Annotated in this window: 18 protein-coding genes; 11 read left to right on the top strand and 7 right to left on the bottom strand. The window is 52.0% G+C overall.

Features of this window, described 5'->3' with window-relative positions:
* Positions 1–13: 13 nt before the first annotated feature.
* A complete protein-coding gene (locus X965_RS06960) occupies positions 14–2,623 on the bottom strand; it encodes a YdbH family protein (RefSeq protein WP_036417538.1) in 2,610 nt (869 codons plus the stop codon).
* Between the two features lie 155 nt (positions 2,624–2,778).
* Here X965_RS06960 and X965_RS06965 point away from each other — a divergent pair, with 155 nt between their 5' ends.
* From X965_RS06965 to X965_RS06975, 3 genes are all read left to right on the top strand, one after another.
* Positions 2,779–3,783 carry a 2-hydroxyacid dehydrogenase gene (locus X965_RS06965; RefSeq protein WP_004237532.1) on the top strand — a complete coding sequence of 335 codons (1,005 nt, stop codon included), beginning with the start codon at positions 2,779–2,781 and terminating at the stop codon, positions 3,781–3,783.
* A gap of 564 nt (positions 3,784–4,347) precedes the next feature.
* Positions 4,348–4,668: a hypothetical protein gene (locus X965_RS06970; RefSeq protein WP_015422702.1), complete on the top strand. Its 321-nt coding sequence runs from the start codon at positions 4,348–4,350 to the stop codon at positions 4,666–4,668.
* 279 nt (positions 4,669–4,947) lie between these two features.
* Positions 4,948–5,217 (top strand): hypothetical protein, encoded by a 270-nt coding sequence (locus X965_RS06975; protein ID WP_004239392.1) that lies wholly within the window; start codon positions 4,948–4,950, stop codon positions 5,215–5,217.
* Position 5,218: 1 nt separating this feature from the next.
* Here X965_RS06975 and ytfE read toward each other — a convergent pair whose 3' ends face one another.
* Genes ytfE through norV form a run of 3 tightly spaced genes read right to left on the bottom strand, consistent with a single transcriptional unit; the run spans position 5,219 to position 8,567 of the window.
* Complete coding sequence (gene ytfE, locus X965_RS06980; RefSeq protein ID WP_004237529.1) at positions 5,219–5,881, bottom strand: iron-sulfur cluster repair protein YtfE; 663 nt, start codon at positions 5,879–5,881, stop codon at positions 5,219–5,221.
* Positions 5,882–5,919: 38 nt separating this feature from the next.
* Positions 5,920–7,056 (bottom strand): NADH:flavorubredoxin reductase NorW, encoded by a 1,137-nt coding sequence (gene norW, locus X965_RS06985; protein WP_036417541.1) that lies wholly within the window; start codon positions 7,054–7,056, stop codon positions 5,920–5,922.
* On the bottom strand, positions 7,053–8,567 hold the full coding sequence (gene norV, locus X965_RS06990) for an anaerobic nitric oxide reductase flavorubredoxin (RefSeq protein WP_036417543.1): 1,515 nt from the start codon (positions 8,565–8,567) through the stop codon (positions 7,053–7,055). The genes norW and norV overlap by 4 nt, the downstream gene beginning before the upstream one ends.
* A gap of 179 nt (positions 8,568–8,746) precedes the next feature.
* Between norV and norR the strand changes: the two genes are divergently transcribed.
* Together norR and X965_RS07000 are read left to right on the top strand one after the other, a co-directional pair.
* The gene (gene norR, locus X965_RS06995; protein ID WP_036417545.1) at positions 8,747–10,270 is read left to right on the top strand and encodes a nitric oxide reductase transcriptional regulator NorR; all 1,524 of its coding nucleotides are present in this window, start codon (positions 8,747–8,749) and stop codon (positions 10,268–10,270) included.
* A gap of 109 nt (positions 10,271–10,379) precedes the next feature.
* The gene (locus X965_RS07000) at positions 10,380–12,419 is read left to right on the top strand and encodes a TonB-dependent receptor domain-containing protein (RefSeq protein ID WP_036417547.1); all 2,040 of its coding nucleotides are present in this window, start codon (positions 10,380–10,382) and stop codon (positions 12,417–12,419) included.
* Between the two features lie 48 nt (positions 12,420–12,467).
* Here X965_RS07000 and X965_RS07005 read toward each other — a convergent pair whose 3' ends face one another.
* Entirely contained in the window at positions 12,468–13,184 is a 717-nt protein-coding gene (locus X965_RS07005) for a Crp/Fnr family transcriptional regulator (protein WP_004237524.1), read from the bottom strand.
* Positions 13,185–13,280: 96 nt separating this feature from the next.
* Between X965_RS07005 and X965_RS07010 the strand changes: the two genes are divergently transcribed.
* From X965_RS07010 to X965_RS07035, 6 genes are all read left to right on the top strand, one after another.
* Entirely contained in the window at positions 13,281–14,363 is a 1,083-nt protein-coding gene (locus tag X965_RS07010; protein ID WP_004237523.1) for an ABC transporter substrate-binding protein, read from the top strand.
* Positions 14,363–15,382: an iron ABC transporter permease gene (locus tag X965_RS07015; RefSeq protein ID WP_049246172.1), complete on the top strand. Its 1,020-nt coding sequence runs from the start codon at positions 14,363–14,365 to the stop codon at positions 15,380–15,382. The genes X965_RS07010 and X965_RS07015 overlap by 1 nt, the downstream gene beginning before the upstream one ends.
* Positions 15,379–16,119: an ABC transporter ATP-binding protein gene (locus X965_RS07020; RefSeq protein ID WP_015422700.1), complete on the top strand. Its 741-nt coding sequence runs from the start codon at positions 15,379–15,381 to the stop codon at positions 16,117–16,119. Before X965_RS07015 ends, X965_RS07020 begins: the two co-directional genes overlap by 4 nt.
* 40 nt (positions 16,120–16,159) lie before the next feature.
* Complete coding sequence (locus X965_RS07025) at positions 16,160–16,507, top strand: cupin domain-containing protein (protein WP_004237520.1); 348 nt, start codon at positions 16,160–16,162, stop codon at positions 16,505–16,507.
* Positions 16,508–16,510: 3 nt separating this feature from the next.
* Positions 16,511–17,281, top strand: a complete 771-nt coding sequence (locus X965_RS07030; protein WP_004237519.1) for a class I SAM-dependent methyltransferase — start codon at positions 16,511–16,513, stop codon at positions 17,279–17,281.
* A 408-nt stretch (positions 17,282–17,689) separates the two neighbouring features.
* The gene (locus X965_RS07035) at positions 17,690–18,199 is read left to right on the top strand and encodes an ATP-grasp domain-containing protein (RefSeq protein WP_225310083.1); all 510 of its coding nucleotides are present in this window, start codon (positions 17,690–17,692) and stop codon (positions 18,197–18,199) included.
* 160 nt (positions 18,200–18,359) lie between these two features.
* Here the strand turns inward: X965_RS07035 and X965_RS07040 are convergent, their stop codons facing one another.
* Positions 18,360–18,806 (bottom strand): YcgN family cysteine cluster protein, encoded by a 447-nt coding sequence (locus X965_RS07040; RefSeq protein ID WP_024473000.1) that lies wholly within the window; start codon positions 18,804–18,806, stop codon positions 18,360–18,362.
* Positions 18,807–18,841: 35 nt separating this feature from the next.
* The gene (locus X965_RS07045; protein WP_036417549.1) at positions 18,842–19,498 is read right to left on the bottom strand and encodes a fumarylacetoacetate hydrolase family protein; all 657 of its coding nucleotides are present in this window, start codon (positions 19,496–19,498) and stop codon (positions 18,842–18,844) included.
* Positions 19,499–19,532 lie beyond the last annotated feature (34 nt).

Consider the following 19,532-nt stretch of genomic DNA (forward strand, 5'->3'; position numbering starts at 1 on the left):
ACTCCGTCGGATGTTACTCCTGATTCTGTGAAATACTCTTTTCCAGCCAGGCTTCCAGATTGCTGCCGAAACGCAGACTGCGCCATAACTGAAACACATTTTCCTCATGCCGGTAATTCAGATTTACCGCCCGCCGTGCATCCAGTACCGGATTATAGCCGGAAACCACTGATGACATCGTCAGGACACCCAGGTTGGTCAGATTAACATCCGTCCGCACCCGTTTCATCACCAGATAATCCAGCCAGTTAATCGCCGTACCCGCTGAAATATTGTTTTCACTGACCGATTCAACAAACTGATTATCCAGATTGAGGGTCAGCGGTTCGTCGTTTTCCACCCAACCGTTATGCACAATCCACTGCGGATTATCAATATAAAACGGTAATTCCCCGCTGATACTGCCTTCAAGGGCAAACTGTGTCACTTTCAGCGTATTGATCAGCGGACCGGTATTCAGTTTATCCAGTTTTATCACCGCTGCGGTTTTCTGCGGAATGGTCAGTGACGGCATGGTGACCTGTCCGCCCAGAATATCCAGACTGACGCCGGACAGTTCCAGCGGATACGTCTCATCGTACGGGTAATAGCCCTGCAAATCGGCTTTAATATCCGTCACTTCAAACAGATTCTCAACGCGCGCAATCCGCAGCATCACAGGCGTTTTACTGCCGAGCTGCCAGCGGCTGTCCGCGAGCCGCCACGGCAGCACAAAATCCACACCGCTCACTTCGCCGTCTTTCAGCCACATGCCCGCCTGTTTGACCACCCAGTGACCACCGGCGACAAATCCCTGACCCGGTGCAGCGGAATACGCCGCCTGGGCATAGAAAACGCCGTTACGCAGTGTGATCCCCAGGTCGGCCGGGATCAGCGTCTGAAATGCCCGCATATCCTGCTCCGGCCAGCGGGCCTCACCACGCAGACGGACACCGTCCCAGCGGCTCCAGTAATGTATCGGCCCGATATTTTTTCCGGCTGACAGTGTGCCTTTAACAGAAAAATCGCGGGGGTCACGGCCATCCAGCGTCATATCAAAGGTCGCGGACGGCAGATAGCTGTTATCCAGCCGGATTTTCCGGGTGGTCAGCTGCACTTTACCGGACAATTTCTCCTGCCCGTCAACCCGCGTCCAGATCAGCGGGGATAACAGTGTCAGCGCCGGGGCATCCATCGACATCATACCGTAGCGGATACCGTTGAATCCGGTGTTCAGTTTCCGGATACGGATTTCCTCATCCAGCCAGGAACCGGCGCCGGAGAATGTCCAGTCCGCATTCAGCGGTTTCATCCGGCCATTTCCCCAGATTTGCCAGTACCAGCGGCCATTATCCGGCAGGAATTCCCGCGCCTGGCCTTTCATCTGAAAACGGTAACGCCCCAGCTCCGGATTATTCACCGTCACAATAGCATCCAGCGGCCCGGAAATTCCCTGCTGTGACAGCGAGGTTCCCGCCAGCGGCAGACGCAGTTCTTCCACCAGAAAATCCGGACTGAGCTGCCCGCGAGCCCGCACCAGTGCCCCGGAGCGTAACCGGATCACCGGATCGGCAAACGTGCCGGTCAGTACCGCCGGTACCCGTCCGGCTGCCCACATATCATTGTGATTAACCTGCCCGGCCAGCTCAAAAGGAATATCAAATTCAGTCAGCGGAAGCGGTGTTTCCGGTAACTGCAATACCACCGTGCCTTTACCGCGCACACCCTGCGTGGTCACGGAGATCCGCGCCCCCAAAAGCATATCCGCCGGTGAAGAGAGCCAGTTTTTCAGTTCTGCGCTGATAGTTCCCTTCAGTGGCTGTTCCCACTCATCCCAGCGCCATTCCCCGTTTTTAATCAGAATACTTTCCGCCGTGGCTTCCCAGGGAATATTCAGCAGCACGGTCTGCGGGTCGGTTTCACTCAGCGTCAGAACACCCTGCCGCCCCTGCCAGTCAAAGGCAGCCATCAGCGGCTGTGGCCGGTATGTGGTTGTGATTTCAGCCTGTAATCTGCCTTTATCCGGCAGCTCCGCTGTATTCAGCGGCAGTGTCAGTGCGCCGCTGAGCGCAAATTTTTCATCACCAACAGTGGCATCCAGTTGTGACAGAGTCAGGTTCAGCGCCGGATCAACCGCCAGTTCCGCCTGAATGTTCTCACCCTGATAACTCAATTGCTGTCCCCGGCCGGGTGCGGTTGTCAGGCTCAGTTTTCCCCGGTACATCTGCCAGGGCGCGGGGATAACGTTATCCGCGGTCAGCGTCACCGGCGGCAGCTGTGATAACAGCGCGCCGATATCAACCGGTGTAGTGTCTGTTTCTTCAGGGCCGGAAGGTAATTTCTGAAAGCAACCCGCATCACCGGTCAGTGAACCGGCATCAATAATCCAGCGGCCGCCGCGCTGATAGTGAAGTGACAGCTTTTCCCCGCCCGCCAGCTGACATTCATTACTGCGGAGAGCCGCTTCTTCTATATAGAGGCCACCCGCACGAATTTTTGGCTGAGAAAGTGACAGTGTAACGCCATCCGGCAGAGAGGATTTCACCACGGCAGGCAGCCAGCGCGGAATTGTCAGCCAGGCCGCCGGGAGGATAATCATCAGCAGAGCAAGCAGTACGACCAGCACTTTCAGTAATTTTTTCATAGACCTCAGAGGTGCAGTTCCCCGGTTACAGATACATCAACTAAGCGTTATACTGTAGTCAGCAGATTTCAATCATTTCTGAACACAGGACCGCCCTATTTTGTCAGGGCTATCCGGTTTAGTGTAGCGATTTATTTTTTAGCGGAGGAACCCCGATGAAAATCGTCAGTTACAGTACCAAACATTACGACAGCAAACATATGGATTTGATTAATCAGGATCCTCGCTTTCAGTATGATATCGAATATTTTGATTTCCCGCTGACACAACAAACCGCAAAAAACGCCGTGGGTGCCGATGCTGTCTGTATTTTTGTTAATGATGATGCGAACCGGGAAGTATTGCAGGAACTGGCGGATCTCAATATCAGAATCCTCGCACTGCGCTGTGCGGGTTTTAATAACGTGGATTTAGCCGCCGCTGAAGAGCTGGGTATTCAGGTTGTCCGTGTTCCGGCCTATTCCCCGGAAGCTGTGGCTGAACATGCCGTCGGTATGATGCTGAGCCTGAACCGCCGTATTCACCGTGCTTACCAGCGCACCCGCGATGCTAACTTTTCTCTCGAGGGTCTGACCGGCTTTAATATGCATAACCGCACAGCCGGGATTGTCGGAACAGGCAAAATCGGCCTGGCCGTACTGCGGATATTAAAGGGATTCGGGATGCGCCTGCTGGTGTCTGATCCTTATCCTAACCAGACAGCACTGGATCTGGGTGCAGAATATGTCGATCTGAACACGCTGTTTGCGCAATCTGATGTGATTTCACTTCACTGCCCGCTGACGCCGGAAAATCATCATCTGCTGAATGAAACCGCATTTGCCAAAATGAAAGACGGCGTGATGATTATCAATACCAGCCGCGGTGCATTAATTGATTCCGCTGCCGCCATTAATGCCCTCAAACAGCAGAAAATTGGCGCGCTGGGTATGGATGTGTATGAAAATGAACGTGATTTATTCTTTGAAGATAAATCGAATGATGTGATTCAGGATGATGTGTTCCGCCGTCTCTCTTCCTGCCATAACGTCCTGTTTACCGGCCATCAGGCGTTTCTGACAGAAGAAGCTCTGTTGAGTATCAGCGAAACCACGCTGGAAAACATCACTAAGCTCTATAATGGCGAAACATCTTGTAACATTGTATTACAGAATTGGTAGCTATTACACGGAACATTACAATTTAATCCCGGGGATTTTATTTTGTTTCCCGGGATTCTGGTCATAAAAAAACCAATAAACATAAACTTAGGTGATGTCATTCAGTTTATTCTTAATTTTGCCCATCCCGATTTTTGATGCTAATATTCGCTCCGTTTTTTGATGAGTTTTCCTCAATAATCACAGCAACTGACATTCCCGTTTATATTGATCAAATTTAAACAGGAATGTATTTCGGATAAAAAAAGCCCCGTAACGGGGCGGACAGAATATAGATACTGAGTAAAGTGTTTTTGTTTTAATGTCCGCATTATAAACTACACTTAATAAACAAATCCTAAATAAAAAGAACAGAAATAACAGCCCTTGTTTTTGTTGCGACAGGCTATTTGTTATGGGTCTGTTTAATAATACTGATGTAACATTCAAACTATAAAGTAAGACGTAGCGATCATATATTATCATTAACCGTTAACTATCATTTGTGATGTTATTAACTGATACTTTTCTCATAATATTAAAACGGGACACTTTCAGTTAATATCGAATACAGAGAGTAAAAATATGTCTATGTTAAACCGTTTAGTTTTAGTTGCAGGTATTGCATTATCTTTTGTTACACACAGCGCATCATTGCAGGGTCAGCAAGGCGGCGTCATCAATTTCTACGGGTCACTGACAGAAGCCCCCTGCACCTATCAGGTATCCGGCAATAACGTCAATGCCGAATGTTACCGTTCCGGTGAAACCGCCAAATATAACAGCAGTATTCAGGCGGATAATAAACCTAACGGTACATTAATACCGGATAACATTGGTGAAGTAAATATCACTCCGGTTTTATCTGATTCAGAAAAACATATTGTCACCATAAGCTATCGCTGATTAGGCAAAGATATACTACACAGCAAATATAGAAGTCAAATAACGGATTTATTAAAAATAACATTTATCCCGCATTATAAAAAATAATAAACAATATGCCTCATTTAAATCAAACACCCACGGGTGTTTGATTTTCTTATTTGTGATAAAGAAGAATCTTATTCCCGCCCTCATCGTGACCACTCTCAGATTCAGCCGGTAGTACTCTTATCTGTCATATGATAACGTCGTATGTAAATTAAGTAATATTAATGATACCGGTAAAGGGACACCGCACGAATGAATCATTCTCTGACAATGTTACTGCAGCGTTTGCAAACCACCGTACCTGCATCACAGGTTACTTTTACCCGTGATGAACTGAATATACTTATCCGGGTACTCTCTGCATACACTGCAGCACCGGCAGCCTCACTGATTATCACCACCCGCGACTCCGGAGCGGTCAGCCATGCTATTAACTACGGCTGGAGTGAGGAAGAAAAACAGCTGACGGAACAGCAAGGCGGGCAATATATCCCGCTGTTCCGTCATGATATCAGCAGCTGAACTATTCCCCGGCCAGAGCGCGCGGGAACAGTAAGTTATTCTCCAGGCTGATGTGTTCCATTAAATCATCAATGAAGGTATTGATACCGTTATACAGTACCCGCCAGGTTGTGCAGGCTTCTTCCGGTGCTGTGACATTATTGGTGATAAATTTAATCACCTCCACAATATCCCCCGCATCATCATGCTCTGCTTCCATAACCTGTACCGGCCCTGCCGCCTGCGGTCCCATGCCGTTGCAGATCATCGGAAACAGCACTTGTTCCTCTTTCATCATATGCGAGGTCAGCTCTTCATGCAGTGCCGTCAGTTGCCGGGTCAGCCCTTTCGGGACACTGGCTTTGGCGGCATGCACCCGCTCCACTTTTTCCGCCTGTAAAATCAGTTCCGGTAATTGTGCGCGGTGGCGATCGTGATAACGGGTAATAATAAAGGCGATAATGTCGCTCAGCGGGGCTTTCCGCCAGTCCTGCGCCGGTGCCTCATCTTTCAGGGCGAGTAATGCCTGTTCAATTTCATCGATATTCAGGGATTTTTTCTCTGCCGCTTTTGCCAGTGTCCGTTTTCCGCCGCAGCAGAAATCCAGATCATAACGGCGGAAAAGTGCCGATGCACCATTCACAGACAGCGCCAGTTCGCCCAGGGTTTTTTCACGTAATGTCATTTTTATTACCTCAAAATTCAGTCATAAACCATGATAAATCAGTGCTGCGGCAGCTGACGCAGCAGCGTAAAAGCATCACTGAGTTTGTCTTCCGTTACCGCAAAAGCGTGCAGATTTCCGGCGCTGTCATGGCCTTTGGCCGTCATACCGTTGCGGCTGATATCAATACTCCACCGCAGATCAGGATGATGAAAATCCCCGGCGAGCTGTACCGGCAGATCCGGTGTTTTCACCCTGATAAGCATTGGCGGCAGTGTCAGTTTTCCCTCTCCGCCGGTCAGATTTTTTGCCAGACAGACCGCGCTGAGCATAATCGGCTGCAGATACTGCATCACTTTACCGTCAATTTCCGCGCAATCGCCGAGGGCATAAATATCCGGATCGGATGTCTGTAATGAACTGTTTGTCACAATACCGCGCCGGACAGTCAGACCGGCCAGCTCAGCCAGCGAGGTATCCGGTTTCAGTCCGGTGGCGGCAATCACCACATCCGCGCGGGTCACACAATCATGATCAAACAACGCCTCTATATCATTTTCTGTTTTCTTCAGTGACTGTAACTGTGTACCGGTCAGCACCCGCACACCGGATGCGGACAGGTTATGCCGCAGACGGCTGCTGAGTTCAGCGGGCATCAGTGAGGACAAAATACTGGCCGCCATATCCGCCAGGGTAACGGTTTTCCCGGCCCGGCAGAAATCCATTGCCAATTCTGTGCCGATCAGGCCGCTGCCAAGGATCAGTACCCGCTGTGCATTACGCAGCCGTGTTTCGTGCCGCTGAAAATCCTCGCGGCTGTTAAGTGTCAGCATCAGTTCATTGCCGGGCACCGGCGGACGGCCCGGTGTTGCCCCGGTCGCCAGCACCAGTTTGTCATAGTGCCATTGCTGCTGCTCACCGCTGATAAGATGCTGTTGTGCATCAATGCCGCTGATCCGGGTATGCGGGAACAGCGCCACATTATATTGCTGTGCAAATTCCTGTGCTGACTGCCGGATAAGATCATCAGCACGCTGATTCAGACTTATCACATGGCTTAAATCCGGTTTGTTATATTCATCGATACTGTCTGCCGCAATCACCGTCAGCGGCACCTGTGTATCGGTTTTACGGATATTTTTCACCAGCTGGCGGGCAGCAAAGCCCCCGCCGATAATCACAATACCTGCGCTCATGCGGCCTCCGTCGCCAGGACATCAAATACATCTTTACCGAGAGAGCATTCCGGACACAGGAAATTATCCGGTACACAGGACCACGGTGTTCCCGGCTCCACGCCCTGCACCGGCTCGCCTTTCTCCGGGTCATAAACCCACTGGCACACACCGCACTGCATGCACGGCCCCAAGTCCTGAGATGATACATTAGTGACACTGTCACATGATTTTGCTTTTCCGGTATCATTCACAGCGGCTGCCGGGGCGGCCACCGGTTGCGGCGTGATCGCTTTTGGTGCCGCTGCTGCCGGTCTGCTGACCGCCGGTAATACCCCTGTCGCCCACTGCCGCGCCAGGTCACGTCCGTACTGGCGGCATTCTTCAAGGGTATTCAGATCAGGACGCCATTTTGCTTTCAGTGACATCGTGGTTTCAAAACCGGCATCCATCAGCCGGGTCTGCACACGGTCAACCGCTCCGCCGTTCCAGCCGTAACTGCCGAAAGCCGCTGCTTTTTTATTGCGGAACCGCAGACCTGTTAATTCCTCCAGCATGCCGGCAATTTTCGGCATCATGACATTATTCATGGTGGATGAACCCACCAGCGTCCCTTTTGAACGGAACACACTGGTGATAATGTCATTCTTATCACTGCGGGCGACGTTAAAGATTTTCACCGCCACATCCGGGTCCGCTTCATTAATCCCCTGTGCAATTGCATCGGCCATCATGCGGGTGTTGTTGGACATGGTGTCGTAGAAAATAGTGATACGATCTTCCTGATAATCCGCCGCCCATTTCAGATACCACTCCACGATTTGGGTCGGATTATCGCGCCAGACCACGCCGTGTGAGGTCGCGATCATATCCACCGGCAGCCCGAACCCGAGGATTTCAGTAATTTTCGGAGTCACCAGACGGCTGAACGGCGTCAGGATGTTGGCATAGTAACGCTGGCACTGCTCAAACAGCTCAGTCTGATCCACCTCATCATTAAACAGTCGCTCGTCGCAATAGTGCTGACCAAAGGCATCATTACTGAACAGGATGGCATCTCCGGTCAGATAGGTCATCATGCTGTCAGGCCAGTGCAGCATCGGGGTTTCGACAAAAATCAGCTGTTTGCCGTTACCGATATCCAGGGTATCCCCGGTTTTCACCACATTAAAATGCCATTCCGGGTGATGGTGGTGGCCGTTAATGGAATCAATGGCATTTTCAGTACAGTAGATTGGCGTGCCCGGGATCGCCGCCATCAGTTCGGTTAATGCCCCGGCGTGATCTTCTTCCGCATGGTTAATCACAATGTAATCAATATCGTTCAGGTCGATTTGTGTCTGCAGATGCTGCACAAACTCGCGGCTGAATTTGTGATCAACCGTATCAATCAGGACATTTTTTTCTTCGCGGATCAGGTAGCTGTTATAGCTGCTGCCGAGCAGGGTTTTGTATTCTGTTCCGTGGAAATCGCGGACTTCCCAGTCACGTTGTCCGACCCAATGCACATTATTTTTTACATGAATAGCCATTTGATAGTTACCTTCTGTTTTTATGCTTCGTTACAGAGAGATAATCAATTTGCATGCCAACTTTTATTTTGTTGTTTTATAATGATTTTAATTTTCAGGATAAAAAATAGGTGTCAAAATGACTATGAAATTGACTGTCAATATGACATTGTATTGTCATAATGACAGCGGAGGACAGCATGGGATTTTCAGTTGATGTACTTACCGGCATTGCTATTGCCTTACAGCGGGATATCGGCCATCAGGATCGCTTTCAGCGGCTGGTCTCCACACTGCGCCGGGTGCTTAATTGTGATGCGGCCGCACTGCTGCGTTATGAGTCACATCAGTTTATTCCGCTGGCGATTGACGGGCTGTCGCCGGATGTTCTCGGCCGCCGCTTCCGGCTGGATGCTCACCCCAGACTGGAAACCATCGCCCGCGCCGGGGATGTCGTCCGTTTTCCCGCAGACAGTCAGTTGCCCGATCCTTATGACGGGCTGATCCCAGATCATATCCATCTGAAAGTGCACGCCTGCGCCGGTCTGCCGCTGTTTGCCGGGCAAAACCTTATCGGCGCGCTGACACTCGACAGCCTTGCACCGGACCAATTTGATACATTCAGTGATGAAGAATTACGCCTGATTGCTGCTCTGGCCGCCGGAGCACTTAATAACGCCCTGCTTATCGGTCAGCTCGAGAACCAACAACTGGCATTCAGCGCCTCCGCCGGGCTGGCGGCAGGGCAATCCGGCGGACAAACCGATATTATCGGCCTTTCACCCTGCATGATGCAGTTAAAGAAAGAGATAGCCATTGTGGCCGGTGCGGATATGAATGTGCTGGTCAGCGGCGAAACCGGTACCGGTAAAGAGCTGGTGGTGCAGTCCATTCACGAATTATCCGCCCGCCGTGATCACCCGCTGGTGTATCTTAACTGCGCGGCGCTACCGGAAACCGTTGCGGAAAGTGAATTATTCGGGCATGTCAAAGGCGCATTTACCGGTGCTATCAGCAACCGCAGCGGGAAATTTGAAATGGCGGATAACGGTACGCTGTTTCTGGATGAGATCGGTGAGCTGTCACCGGCGTTACAGGCCAAGCTGCTGCGGGTCTTACAGTATGGCGATATCCAGCGGATCGGTGATGACAGGCCGCTGCGGGTGAATGTCCGCGTGCTGGCTGCCACCAACCGGGATCTGCGGGCTGAAGTTGCCGCAGGCCGTTTCCGGGCTGACCTGTTCCACCGGCTCAGCATTTTCCCGTTACAGGTGCCGCCGCTGCGGGAACGCCATGAAGATATACTGCTGCTGACCGGCTATTTCTGCGAACGCTACCGTCAGACGTTTGGTCTGCCGCAGGTGGTGATAAGTCCCGCGTTACGCCTGGCGCTGCTGCACTATCACTGGCCGGGTAATGTGCGGGAGCTTGAACATGCCGTGCACCGCGCCATTGTGTTGGCGCGAGCTACCGGTAACAGTGAAGAGCTGCTGTTACAGCCTCATCACTTCTCGCCGGAAGAGATCCCTGAACCGGTTGTCAGCCCGGAAACACTCTCTGCAGAGGCCGATCAGGATCTGCGCACGGCCACCGATGCCTTTCAGACGGAACTTATCCGCACGGCACTTACCCGCAGTGACGGCAGCTGGGCAGCGGCGGCCCGCCGTCTCGGGATTGATGCCGGAAATCTGCACCGTCTGGCAAAACGTCTGGGGCTGAAATAATCCCCGGACGGGACTTTTTGACAAATGTCATAGGGTAAGCCGCATTTTCTGCACTATGTTATGACCTCAAATGAAAATGATAACCATTACATTTATGAGGTCAGGGATAATGCAGAACAAAATCACCCGCCGCAGGCTGACACACTGCCTCGCGCTCTCACTTACTGCCGGTGTCTCCGCTGCGGCAGCGGAACCCGCACCGGACACCCTTATTGTCACCGCTGCAAAACAAAGCCGTCTCGCACCGGATGCCGCACAGGAAAAAGAAAAACTGGAGAATGTCGCGGGCGGCACCAACCTGATTATGGTTGAAAAGGATACCCGGCTGGCGACGCTGCATGATGCACTGGATTATCAGCCCGGCGTGCTGGTGCAGAATTTCTTCGGCGGTATTGATCAGCCCCGGCTGAATATCCGCGGCTCCGGTGTGCAGAGTGCCCCGCTGGCACGCGGCATTCTGCTGATGCAGGACGGACTGCCGGTCACCGATGCAGACGGCAGTTTTCATATCAGCACCCTGGAAATGCGGGATGCGCGGATGATCAGTGTCCGGCGCGGCGCCAACAGCCTGAACCCGCAGAGTAACAGTCTGGGCGGTGAGCTGGATCTGATTTCCTATACCGGCCGCAATGAAGGCGGACGCCTGCGCTATGAATACGGTTCTTACGGCCGCGAAGGTTTACAGACGGCATTCGGCGGCGTATCGGATGACGGCCGTTTCGACGGACGCATCAATTTCACTTATGACCATTTCGACGGCTACCGCAAACACTCCTCATCACAGCGCAAAACCGTGCGCGGTAACTTTGGCTATACCGGTGATAATTTTGAGAACCGCACCTCCCTCAACTGGACCGATCTGCGCTTTGATGTCGCCGGGCCGGTCTCTGAAGCCGTGCTCGACAGTGACCCGGCAGAGGTTTACCCGATGGTCTGGCTGCGGGATCCGCACCGCAATGTAGAGCAATTCCGTGCCGCCAACCGTTCGGACTGGCAGATCGATAATCAGCGCATCAGTGCCGGTGTCTGGTATATCCGTACCCACGATAATTTCACCACCCCTGCCTATTACCGTTTCAGTCAGAGCCACAGTGAAGGTATGCAGCTGGGCTGGCAGATGGAAACCGAGCCGGTCTCCTGGCGGGCAGCACTGGCGGCTGATCATATGAGCCTGGAAACCGATCTGATGCAGAACCGGCGCGGCACGAAGATGGACAAAACACCGATCGGTAAGTTTGACGGCAAAGCAGACAATATTTATGCCTCCGCCGGTGCCGGTATTCATCTGACACCGGATCTGACCCTGAATCTGGATCTCAAAGCCACTCATGCGCGGCGTGATACGGAAAAGCGCAACAGTTCCGTTTCACTGGATCAGAACTGGACCTTCTGGACCCCTAAAGCCGGGGTGATCTGGCGTCCGGCTGATAATCAGCGCTGGTTTGCCAACGTCAGCGCCAGTCAGGAGCCCGCGACCTTCCATGAAATCATTAATTCCTCTGACGGCCGCCTGACAAAACTGGATCCGCAGAAAGGCGTGACGTTTGAAATCGGCGGTGACGGTGATATTACCGAACAGCTGAAATGGAATGTGGCGCTCTACCGCAGCTTTATCAAAGATGAATACATCACAACTTATGATTCAGAGGGAAATATCACCGGCGTCTTTAATTATGCCGCCAAAACCCGTCATCAGGGGCTGGAAGCAGGAATTAACGGCGTGATCCCGGCGGGTCCCGGAGATGTGGAATATAAGCTGGCCTGGACGTGGAATGATTTCCGTTTTATGGGCGGTGAATATAACGGCAATTATATCGCCGGAATCCCGCGTAATATTGTCTCGGCGGAAGTGCTGTACCGGATCGGCGACTGGCGTTTCGGCCCGAATATTCACTGGGCACCGACCGACATGGCCGTCGATCACGAAAACCATCTCAATATTCAGAAGCGCAAACACTATGCGGTGCTCGGGCTGAGAGGCACTTATCAGCCTGCGGATAACTGGTCGCTCTATATGTCAATGGATAACCTGACCAACGAACACTATGCGACCACCTCTGTAGCGAACCGCTCAGTCACCGGCAAAGACAGCACTCTGTTCCCGGGGATGGGATTCAGTGTCAACGGCGGTATCACCTATAATTTCTGATCTTACTGATATAAGAAATCCCCGCCCGGCGGGGATTTTTTTATTTATTCAGAACGGGCGCTGCGCCGGGATAGCCAGTTCCGCCAGATAGGATTCATTGGTGATCCGCACCGCGTCTTTATCAATTCCGATAAACGCTTTCTGCCGCCAGCCGGAAAACAGGCGGCTGAGAGTTTCATAGCGGACACCCAGTTTTGCGGCTAACTGCCCGCGCGATAACGGCAGCACCACACAATCCGATTGCTGACACCGTTTCAGATCCAGCAGATAAGCTGCCAGCCGCTGCTCTGCGGAGCTGGAGGTCAGCCAGTCGATATGGTTGATATTCTCATACAGCTTCAGGCTGAACCGTGCCAGTAACTGCGCCATAATTGCCGGACAGGCATGACACAGCCGTAAAATCGCCTGTTTATCCAGCATCAGCGCGCAGCTGTCTGTTCTCGCCCGCAGACTCATCGGGAAGCGATTGTGCGGCATAAAGACAGCAGCAATCGCCACCAGCTCACCGGCGGTAAACATACCGAATACTTTCTCTTCACCCGACCAGGTGTGACGGAAAACATCAATCTGCCCGCTGATCATCAGCGGACAGGCTTTTACTGTCTCCCCTTCACGACTAATCAATTCCCCCGCCGCAAACTGACGATGTGTGCTGTCTGCCAGTACCAGCGTCAGATCATCATCCTCTGCCGCCTGAAATAACGGGCACGACCGGAGGATCGCCATTTGCTGTGCGGGGGCAAGGGTCTTTTTGACAAATGTCATAGGGTTTTCCTCTCAGTGCGGCCAGAATAAATGCAATTATAAATGATAACCAATCGCATTATCAATTTAATCATAAAATAAAAGGCGAATAACCTTATGATTAGTAATAGATTTACATTATTGCCGGTACTGTTTTTTACCTGCACAACAGCAGCTTATGCCGCAAAAGGTGCCGTGCATTTTACCGATATGTCACAGCAGAATATTGAACTCGCCGCTCCGGCACAGCGGATTGTGGTGATCCCGATTCCTGCCGCCTCCATGCTGGTCAGTGTTGATGAGAGCAGCAAACGGCTCGCCGGGATGCATCCCTTTGCCGGTGTCGCTGCCCGCGACGGCATGCTCAGTGTGATGTTTCCGGATGTGCTCTCTGTACGCAGTGATGTGGTGGGGAATGATTTCGCACCGAATATTGAAGCCCTGCTCTCGGTTAACCCGGATCTGGTCTGGCAATGGGGACACCGGGGCGATGACATTATCACGCCGATGCGCAATGCCGGTCTGACCGTTGCCACACTGGATTACGGCAAAGAAGCCTATACACAGGAGTGGCTGACCCTGATGGGGAAAACCCTCGGCAAAGAAACCAAAACGGACGGGCTGATAGCCTGGCGCAAACAGGTGATCAACCAGCTGGAAAACAGTGTTGCTGCGATTCCGGAAGACAAACAACCGCGTGTGCTCTATCTCTCTCATTTTAAACAGAGTATCCAGACTTTCGGATCCACGTCTCATAACAATGCGGATTTTGCACTCGCCGGGGGTGTCAGCCTCAACCGTGACCTGACCGGGCCGCGCACCCTGAATATCGAGCAGATTCTGGTGTGGGATCCGGACATTATCCTGCTGGGCAATTTTGAGGCCGGACTGGCACCCGCTGATATTTATAACAATCCGATGCTCAGTGATGTGACCGCGGTAAAGAATAAACGGGTCTATAAACTGCCGATCGGCGGCTTTATCTGGGATGCGCCAAATCAGGAAACGCCGCTTTACTGGCAGTGGCTGGCTCAGATTTTTCATCCGGAAAGTGCGGCATTTCCGCTGCGGGAAGAGATCCGCAAACGCTATCTGCAACTGTACGGCTATTCTCTAACCGATGAAGAAACAGACCGTATTTTACAACTCGATCTGAACCGGGAAGGCCGTGATTATCTGACACTGATGGGGCGGCCGTGATGCGAAAATCCCGTCTGCAATGGTGCCTGTTATCCGCCCTGCTATTACTGACCATCGTGCTCGCGCTGTGTGCTGGGCGCTATGCGGTCTCTGTGACAACGGTTCTGCAAATTCTGGCGGATACCCTGACCGGACGCAGCCCGTCTGCAGAATACAGCCGCACCGCTGAAAATGTGGTGTTATATGTCCGTCTGCCGCGCATTCTGATCGCCGGGCTGGCCGGTGCCGGGCTGGCGGTTGCCGGTGCCGCATTACAGGGCATCTTCCGCAACCCGCTGGTAGGGCCGCAGATTATCGGTGTTTCATCCGGCGCAGCGCTGGGCGGCGCACTGGCCCTGCTGCTTTTCTCCTCTTTATTTATCACTATCAGTTTTGCCTTTCTCGGCGGTCTGCTGGCCATTGTGCTGGTCTTTTTACTGGGGCTTAACCGGCACGGCAGCAGTCTTCTGATGCTGATCCTTGCGGGAGTGATTATTAACGCTTTTTTTGCCGCCCTGATTTCGCTGATCACCTATTTTGCGGATCCGAATAATACCCTGCAAACCATCGTGTTCTGGCTGATGGGCAGTTTTGCCACTGCAACCTACCTGAAAGTGAGCGTGTTACTGCCGGTTGTCATCATCGCAGGCGGGATTATTTTTGCCCTCCGCTTCCGCATCAATGTGCTGTCCCTCGGCGAGGAAAACGCACAGGCGCTGGGGCTGCCCGTCACCGTAACCCGCTGGACTATCCTGGTCTGCGTCACGCTGATCACCAGCGCCACCGTGGCCGTTTCCGGCACCATCGGCTGGGTCGGGCTGATTATTCCGCATATCGCGCGACTGATCAGCGGACATGACCACCGCGTCCTGCTCCCCGCCAGTGCCCTGACCGGTGCGATTTATCTGATCGCCGTAGATACCCTGGCGCGCAGTATGACCAGCGCGGAGATCCCGCTGAGTGTCATCACCGCACTGATCGGGGCACCGATTTTCGCCCTGCTCATTCACTCCATGAATAAAAAGGTGGCAGACCTGTGATCCGTGTTAATCAGCTCAGTTACCACACCGGCAAACGTCCGTTATTTGACGGACTGACATTCCGCCAGCCGCCGGGTACTATCGCCGCCATTCTCGGCCCGAACGGCCGCGGAAAAACCACCTTGCTGCGTCTGCTGCTCAGCCTGCAAAAAGGGGCAACCGGTACTGTGCAGCTCAGTGCACCGGCAGCCTATGTGCCGCAACTCAGCGGCGCGCTGTTTAATTACTCTGTCCGCACCATGGTCAGCCTCGGCAGGGTTCGCCACCTGCCCTGGTATGCGTCCCCGTCCCGCCGTGATCACGACATAACTGAACAGGCAATGGCTGACCTCGGATTAACCCCCTTTGCGGACACCCCATTTAACCTGCTCAGCGGCGGTGAAAAACAGATGGTGATGATTGCCCGCGCACTGGCCGGTGAACCGGACATTCTGATCCTGGATGAACCCACTTCCGCGCTGGATCTGGCAAATCAGGATACGGTTCTTTCCGTTCTGAAAATGCTGGCTGCAGAGCGCGGCAAAACCATCCTGTTTACCAGTCATTATCCGCAGCATGCCCTGCATATTGCGGATCACTCATTGTTACTGTTTGACGGTACACAGGCGCAGTTTGGTCAGACACCCGCACTGCTGACTGAAGAAAATCTGGGAAAGCTATATCAGCTTCCGGTTTCTGTCGTGCCGGTTAATCATCCGCACCGGCAGACCTGCGGAGTGATCCCTCTGTTCCGCTGACTCTATGTTTATTACCTGATTAACTACAAGGATACTTATTATGAGCAATAACACGATTACCCCGGCAGAAGCATTAGTGATTGCTGACCTGGTGAACTACACCGAACAGGGTATTTCCAGCCGCGTTCTCGCCAAAAACGGCGGCGGCAATATCACCCTGTTTGCTTTTGATAAAGGTCAGGCACTCTCTGAACACAGTGCCCCGTTTGATGCCATTGTAATGATTGCCGAAGGCTCTCTGATCCTGACCATCGCCGGAAAACCGGTGACGGCAAAACCCGGGGATATTGTCCGTATGCCGGCCAATATTCCCCATGCTGTGGACGCGCCGGAGCGGGCAAAAATGCTGCTGGTGATGTTACGTGAACCGGAAAACAAACAGGACTGAATAATGGAAAGTACACATACCGGTCATGAAGCCGGACACAAATTTCTGGCGCGTCTGGGTAAAAAACGTCTGCGCCCGGGGGGCCGCACCGCCACAGAATGGCTGCTGGCACACAGCGGATTACAGACCGACAGCCGCGTACTGGAAATTGCCTGCAATATGGGCACCACCGCCATTGAAATCGCACAGCGTTTTCAGTGTCATATTACCGGCATTGATATGGATAAACAGGCACTTGCCAATGCACGGAAAAATATCCTCGCTAACGGGTTGTCACACCTTATCACCGTACAGGAAGCGGATGCCTCAAAACTGCCGTTCCCGGATAATCATTTTGACGTGGTTATCAATGAAGCCATGCTGACCATGTATGCGGACAAAGCCAAAGCCCGTCTGTTACAGGAATATCTGCGGGTACTGAAGCCCGGTGGTCGTCTGCTGACCCACGATATCGCGCTGACAGAGCGGCGAGAGGATGAGAGTGTCACGCAGGAAATGCAGGCTGCCATTCATGTCAAAGCACAACCGATGCTGAGTGATGACTGGCTGGCACTGTTCCGTGACGCAGGTTTCCGTGATGTGATCCGCTCGGAGGGTGCGATGACACTGATGACACCGAAAGGTATGCTGCACGATGAGGGACTTGCCGGCACACTGAAAATCATCCGCAACGCCCTGAAAAAAGAGAACCGCCCGCAGTTTTTACAGATGTTCCGCCATTTCCGGCAGAATCGTGATCGCCTGCGCTATATTGCCGTTGTCAGTACAAAATAATAAGCAGTGAGGAATGTCGTGAAAAATGCACCGGATATTTTTTTCCGGTGCACTTTTATCTGTTTCCGGGGCAACGAATTGTTACCATGATGAAAAATGCTGCCCGTCACCGGGTTTGATATTCAGAGGAATGATATGCAAATTATTTATCCTGGATACTACACCGGCAACTATCTGCCTGACGACACCTTTGCTGAGGAATATCGCTGTGCACAGCAACAGGGGGTTTCCTGTCTGTTACTTGACTAGGAAGCGGTATCTGACGGTAAATACCGCTTTTCCGGCAATATTTCAGCTGACAGCCCGGTAATCTGGCGCGGGTGGATGCTGACCGGAAAAGAATACCGGCACTTACATCATGCTGTTACGACCTGTGGCGGTAATATGCTGGTGTCCCCTGAGGAATATTTGCAAAATCATCATATTACCGGCTGGTATGATTTTTGCCGTCATTATACAGCAGAAACAATCTTCACAACCGAAGATGCTGATTTCGATACCCTGACCTCACAATTAAAGTGGCCGGGGTATTTTGTTAAAGACTATGTTAAATCACTGACCACATCACGCGGATCACTTGCTGCAAACGCTGATGAGATCCGCGAAATTATCCGGCTGATTTTTCGCTACCGGGGACAAATTGAAGGAGGTATCAGCCTCAGGCACTATGAATATTATAAAACTGACAGCGAACGCCGCTATTTTGTGCTGAATGGTCAGGCTTTCTCTGCTGATGATAATATCCCGCCTGTTGTCCGGGAAATTGCAGATATCATTACCACACCTTTCTTCTCTGTGGATATTACGGAAAATACAGCCGGTGAATTACGTCTGATAGAAATCGGCGACGGTCAGGTCTCCGATATAAAAGAATGGGATACTGAAAAATTTATTACTCTGTTTTCTGGTGCTGACTGAGATTACATTTCGTTATGGCTCACTCACAACACATGACCTATCCATCAAAACTAAACTTAAATATGCCATGTTTCAAATGTATAATAAATATTTATTGCGGAACAGATGGAGCACGTCAGCGCAAAATGCCCCATCTATGTCCCGCGTTGTAAACAATCAGTTAAAACCCGCCCTCGGGCTTATTCAGAATATGGTCTTCCCAGTTCTGTACCACACTTTCGGTGACGGCTATGTGACGGACGGTAATGCCTTTCTGGTGCATCAGGGATTTGGATCCGCTGATTAGCGGGTGCCAGGGTAATAACGGTTTGCCTTCCATGACCAGGCGGTAAGCACAGGTCATCGGCAGCCAGGCGTCAAATGTCGGCAGGTTTTCCCGCGTCAGTTTGATGCAGTCCGGTTCATAGCGGAAACGGTCTTCATAATGACGGCACTGGCAGCTTTTAATATCCAGCTGGTTGCAGGCCACATCGGTGAAATAAATTTCATCAGTGTCTGCGTCCATCAGTTTCTGCAAACAGCATTGCCCGCAGCCATCACACAGTGATTCCCACTCTTCGTCACTCATTTCATCGAGGGTTTTCACCGTCCAGAATGGTTGAGACATGTTCTTTTTTCCTTTTACTTCGTGGCTGACCCGTTTCAGATAATCCGCGTGGTCAGCATGTGATCATTTACAGAGATTTTCAGCATATCGCCCGATACCAGCGGCCCGACACCTTCCGGTGTGCCGGTCAGGATAATATCCCCCGGACGCAGCGTGAAATAGCGGGACATATAGCTAATCAGCGGTATCACCGGCGTCAGCATTTCGCGGGTATTTCCCTGCTGGCGCAATTCATTATTAACGGTCAGGCTCAGGGTGACATTCTGCGGATCCGGGAATTCATTGACCGGAATAAACCCGGACACCGGTGCAGAGCCGTCAAATGCCTTACTTTTTTCCCACGGCTGCCCTGTCGCCTTTAATTTCATCTGCACATCGCGCAGTGTTAAGTCCAGCGCGACACCAAAACCGGCAATCGCCCGGGCGCAGCGATCTTCATTGGCCTGTTTCAGCGGAGCGCCGATCAGAACCGCCAGTTCGGTTTCGTGATGCACTTCGCCAAACTCTTTCGGAATGGCGACCGGCTGACGCAGATCGCACAGTGCTGTTTCAGGTTTAATAAAAAGAAGGGGTTCTGCGGATGCCTGTGATTTCATCTCCGCAACATGCTTTGCATAATTCAGCCCCACACATACCACTTTCCCGACCGGAAAATCCAGGAGAGCGCCCTGCCAGTCACGATGCTGATACATAGTCTTACCCCTTTAATTTATTATTCTGATGACA

The organism is Morganella sp. EGD-HP17 (assembly GCF_000512315.2).
GTDB classification, from domain to species: domain Bacteria; phylum Pseudomonadota; class Gammaproteobacteria; order Enterobacterales; family Enterobacteriaceae; genus Morganella; species Morganella morganii.

Bases quoted from the DNA above. Each gene is read 5' to 3' on its own strand.
- X965_RS07015 (WP_049246172.1), top strand. From the start codon at position 14,363: ATGCGAAAATCCCGTCTGCAATGGTGCCTGTTATCCGCCCTGCTATTA.
- norV (WP_036417543.1), bottom strand. From the start codon at position 8,567: ATGGCTATTCATGTAAAAAATAATGTGCATTGGGTCGGACAACGTGAC.
- X965_RS07025 (WP_004237520.1), top strand. From the start codon at position 16,160: ATGAGCAATAACACGATTACCCCGGCAGAAGCATTAGTGATTGCTGAC.
- norR (WP_036417545.1), top strand. From the start codon at position 8,747: ATGGGATTTTCAGTTGATGTACTTACCGGCATTGCTATTGCCTTACAG.
- X965_RS07045 (WP_036417549.1), bottom strand. From the start codon at position 19,498: ATGTATCAGCATCGTGACTGGCAGGGCGCTCTCCTGGATTTTCCGGTC.
- X965_RS07000 (WP_036417547.1), top strand. From the start codon at position 10,380: ATGCAGAACAAAATCACCCGCCGCAGGCTGACACACTGCCTCGCGCTC.
- X965_RS07030 (WP_004237519.1), top strand. From the start codon at position 16,511: ATGGAAAGTACACATACCGGTCATGAAGCCGGACACAAATTTCTGGCG.
- X965_RS07005 (WP_004237524.1), bottom strand. From the start codon at position 13,184: ATGACATTTGTCAAAAAGACCCTTGCCCCCGCACAGCAAATGGCGATC.
- X965_RS07040 (WP_024473000.1), bottom strand. From the start codon at position 18,806: ATGTCTCAACCATTCTGGACGGTGAAAACCCTCGATGAAATGAGTGAC.
- X965_RS06970 (WP_015422702.1), top strand. From the start codon at position 4,348: ATGTCTATGTTAAACCGTTTAGTTTTAGTTGCAGGTATTGCATTATCT.
- X965_RS07010 (WP_004237523.1), top strand. From the start codon at position 13,281: ATGATTAGTAATAGATTTACATTATTGCCGGTACTGTTTTTTACCTGC.
- X965_RS06960 (WP_036417538.1), bottom strand. From the start codon at position 2,623: ATGAAAAAATTACTGAAAGTGCTGGTCGTACTGCTTGCTCTGCTGATG.
- ytfE (WP_004237529.1), bottom strand. From the start codon at position 5,881: ATGACATTACGTGAAAAAACCCTGGGCGAACTGGCGCTGTCTGTGAAT.
- norW (WP_036417541.1), bottom strand. From the start codon at position 7,056: ATGAGCGCAGGTATTGTGATTATCGGCGGGGGCTTTGCTGCCCGCCAG.
- X965_RS06975 (WP_004239392.1), top strand. From the start codon at position 4,948: ATGAATCATTCTCTGACAATGTTACTGCAGCGTTTGCAAACCACCGTA.
- X965_RS06965 (WP_004237532.1), top strand. From the start codon at position 2,779: ATGAAAATCGTCAGTTACAGTACCAAACATTACGACAGCAAACATATG.